Raw genomic sequence first — 3,888 nt, 5'->3', positions numbered from 1 at the left:
AAATGACAAACAAATAAACAAAAAGAAGTACTTAAAGTGCCTAGAGTGCCTAAAGTACTTAAAGTTAAAAAATAGCAACTAAATGACAGCGAAGCAAATGACCACTAAATGACAAACAAATAAACAATAAGAAGTACTTAAAGTGCCTAAAGTCCTTAAAGTTAAAAAATAGCAACTAAATGACAGCGAAGCAAATGACCACTAAATGACAAACAAATAAACAAATAAACAAAACTTGTCCGTATGGATAAACAATTCCTCAAAATATTTTTAAATTTGCAATTAGTTAATTATATTTATTAACTTTGAGTCTCAAATATAATTTGAGATTTTTTAAATTCCAGTTTTTTAAACAACTAACAAAATTTATGAAAAATATTTTAATTACCGGTTCAAATGGACAACTTGGGCATGAGATAAGTCAAGTTGCCAAGAATTACCCTCAATTCAATTTTATTTTTACAGATGTTGAAGAGCTTGATATTACCAATAAAAATGAAGTTGAGTCTTTGTTTGAGAATAAAAATATTGATTGTGTAATAAATTGTGCAGCATTTACAGCCGTTGATAAAGCAGAAGATTCTTATGAAAAAGCTACTGAATTAAATGCAAAAGCCCCGGGAATATTAGCTGAGGTAACAAAAAATAATAATGCTAAAATAGTTCAAATCTCAACAGATTTTGTTTTTGACGGGAATAATAATATTCCTTACAAAGAAGACGAATTACCAAATCCTGCATCTGCTTATGGTAAAACTAAATTTGCCGGAGAAAAGGAAATAATTAATGCAACAAAGGATTACATCATTATTCGTACTGCTTGGCTCTATTCCTCACATGGACATAATTTTGTAAAAAGCATGAGGAAATATGCTAATGAGAGAGGTGTATTGAATGTTGTTTTTGATCAAGTAGGAACCCCTACTTATGCTTATGATTTGGCAGAGGTAATTCTAAAATTGATAGACAAAAATGCTAGAGGAATTTTTCATTTTACAAATGAGGGTGTTGCAAGTTGGTTCGATTTTGCTAAAGCAATTGTTGATATTTCAGCTATTGATTGTGAGGTAAATCCACTTCATACTGAGGAATTTCCATTGCCCGCACAACGTCCGCAATTTAGTGTTTTGGATAAAACAAAAATTAAAAAAACTCTAAGTATTAAAATCCCATACTGGCGAGATAGTTTGGTTGAATGTATAAATAAATTAAAATAAAAAATATGATAGATAAAAAGATAATGGCAAGAGTCAATAAATGGCTTGATGGAAATTATGATGAAAATTTTAAGGATGAAATAAGGGAATTACTTAAGAATAATACTGATAAATTAGTTGATTCATTTTATAAAGATCTTGAATTTGGCACAGGTGGAATGCGTGGTATTATGGGAGCAGGAACCAATAGGATGAATATTTATACTATTGGAATGGCAACACAAGGACTTTGTAATTATCTAAAAATGAAGTTTCCAAAGCAACAAATTAAGTTAGCAATAGCTTATGATTGCCGACATAATAACACTTTGTTTGCCAAAACCACCGCTGATGTATGTTCTGCAAACGGAATAAAGGTTTATCTTTTTGACGGAATGCGACCAACTCCTGAACTTTCTTTTGCTCTAAGGTATCTCAATTGTCAAAGTGGAATAGTAATTACCGCTTCTCATAATCCTAAGGAATACAACGGTTATAAGGTTTACTGGGATGATGGTGCACAACTCGTTACACCTCATGATAAAAATGTTATTGATGAAGTACAGAAAATAAATGATATTTCGGACGTGAAGTTTGATGGTAATGATGAATTGATTGAAATAATTGGAGATGAAATTGATATTGAATTTTTAAAAGAAGTTAAAAAGCAATTACTTTCGGATGAGCTTGAAAACAAGGATGAAATAAAAATTGTTTTTACTCCTTTGCATGGAACAGGTGCTGTGATGGTTCCAAGAGCTTTAAAAGAAAATGGGTACAAAAATACTTTTGTTGTAGAAGAACAGATGATTGCCGATGGAGATTTTCCAACAGCAAAGTCCCCAAATCCTGAAGAACCTGCTGCTTTGGAAATGGCTATTACCAAAGCAAAAAAACTTGATGCAGATATTGTAATGGCTACCGATCCTGATGCTGACAGAATTGGAATTGCAGTGAAAGATCAAAACAATGAATATTTGCTTTTGAATGGTAATCAGACAGGAGCAATTATTATGGAATACATTTTAAGCAAATGGAAAGAAAAGAATTTGCTAAAAGGAAATGAATTTACAGTTAAAACGATTGTTACCTCCGAGCTTATAAAAGATATTTCCGATTATTTCAAAATTCTACAGTTTGACACTCTTACAGGATTTAAATGGATAGCAGATGCTATTCGTAAAAATGAAAATTCAAAAATATTTATTGTTGGATTAGAAGAAAGTTTTGGATATATGATAGGTGATTTTGTGAGAGATAAAGATTCTGTTACAGCCGCCTTAATAATTGCAGAGATTGCCGCAAATGCTGAAAAAGAAGGAAAAACATTGTTCGATAAATTAATTGATGTTTATCTCAAATATGGATTTTATTTTGAATCATTATTTTCAATTTATAAACATGGAAAGAGTGGGGCAGAGGAGATTACAAAAATGATGATAAAATTCAGAAATTATCCTCCAACAGAAATTGCCGGCTCAAAAGTAGTTGCAATAAAAGACTATTTAAAATTAAAGGAATTTGACCTTAAAACAAATAGTGAAAAAACAATGGACATCCCAAAATCCAATGTACTACAATTTTTTACAAAAGATGGTAGTAAAATATCAGTACGACCTTCAGGAACAGAGCCGAAAATCAAGTTTTATTTTAGTGTGAATTCTAAATTAGAGAGGAGAGAGGATTATGATTTGCTTTGTAGTGAATTGCACGCAAAGATTGAAAAAATAAAAACTTCTTTGGGGCTGGAGTGAGAAGAGGAGAAGATAAGAAAAGGAGAATGGATGAAGATGATAAGGAAATTTTAAATTTTTGAAATGATTTTTTTTAGATTGAAAATATAATAATATGAGTTTTTTAGATTTAGCAAAAAGACGTTATTCCTCAAGAAATTATCTTGACAAAGAGGTTGAAAAGGAAAAAATAGAACAAATTCTTGAAGCAGGAAGAATTGCACCTTCTGCAAATAATAAACAACCATGGCATTTTATAGTTATTACGAATTCTGAAATACGTGATGAAATAAATTCTTGCTATAAAAGGGAATGGATAAATGATGCACCCGTAGTATTAGTGATTTGTGGTGATCATTCAAAAAGTTGGAAACGTAGTTATGACAACAAAGATCATTGTGATATTGATGTCTCAATTGCAGTGGATCACATGACACTTGCTGCTACAGACCTTGGTCTTGCAACTTGTTGGATTTGTGCATTTGATAAGTTTAAATGTTCAAAAATACTTGAACTTCCTGAACATATCGAACCGATTGTTATGTTGCCCCTTGCATATCCGGCAGATAATGTTGACGTTAACAGACATTCGTTTCAGAGAAATAAAACTGAGAATGTTGTTCATTGGGAAGGTTTTAGAAGTACTTAAAGTTGAAAACTAAAAACTAAAAATTGCGAATAAACAAAAAGAAGTACTTAGAGTACTTAAAGTGCCTAAAGTACTTAAAGTTAAAAAATAGCAACTAAATGACAGCGAAGCAAATGACCACTAAATGACAAACAAATAAACAAAAAGAAGTACTTAGAGTTAAAACTAAAAGGTAAAAACTAAAAACTAAAAGGTTATGTGTTACGAATAAACAAAAAGAAGTACTTAGAGTACTTAAAGTGCCTAAAGTACTTAAAGTTAAAAAATAGCAACTAAATGATAAACAAATAAACAAATAAACAGATAAACA

Annotated in this window: 3 protein-coding genes; all 3 read left to right on the top strand. The window is 30.7% G+C overall.

Annotated features, from left to right (window positions below):
- Window positions 1-368: 368 nt before the first annotated feature.
- Window positions 369-1,217, top strand: a complete 849-nt coding sequence (gene rfbD / locus U9R42_04735) for a dTDP-4-dehydrorhamnose reductase (GenBank protein ID MEA3495322.1) — start codon at window positions 369-371, stop codon at window positions 1,215-1,217.
- A gap of 5 nt (window positions 1,218-1,222) precedes the next feature.
- Entirely contained in the window at window positions 1,223-2,950 is a 1,728-nt protein-coding gene (locus tag U9R42_04730) for a phospho-sugar mutase (protein ID MEA3495321.1), read from the top strand.
- A gap of 94 nt (window positions 2,951-3,044) precedes the next feature.
- A complete protein-coding gene (locus U9R42_04725) occupies window positions 3,045-3,578 on the top strand; it encodes a nitroreductase family protein (GenBank protein ID MEA3495320.1) in 534 nt (177 codons plus the stop codon).
- Window positions 3,579-3,888: the final 310 nt, after the last annotated feature.

This window comes from Bacteroidota bacterium (assembly GCA_034723125.1).
In the GTDB taxonomy this organism is placed as follows: domain Bacteria; phylum Bacteroidota; class Bacteroidia; order CAILMK01; family JAAYUY01; genus JAYEOP01.
Note: the sequence above shows the minus strand (reverse complement) of the source record. Positions and strands in the feature narration are given on the sequence as shown.

Coding starts and splice junctions, on each gene's coding strand:
- U9R42_04730 (MEA3495321.1), top strand. CDS start 1,223: ATGATAGATAAAAAGATAATGGCAAGAGTCAATAAATGGCTTGATGGA.
- U9R42_04725 (MEA3495320.1), top strand. CDS start 3,045: ATGAGTTTTTTAGATTTAGCAAAAAGACGTTATTCCTCAAGAAATTAT.
- rfbD (MEA3495322.1), top strand. CDS start 369: ATGAAAAATATTTTAATTACCGGTTCAAATGGACAACTTGGGCATGAG.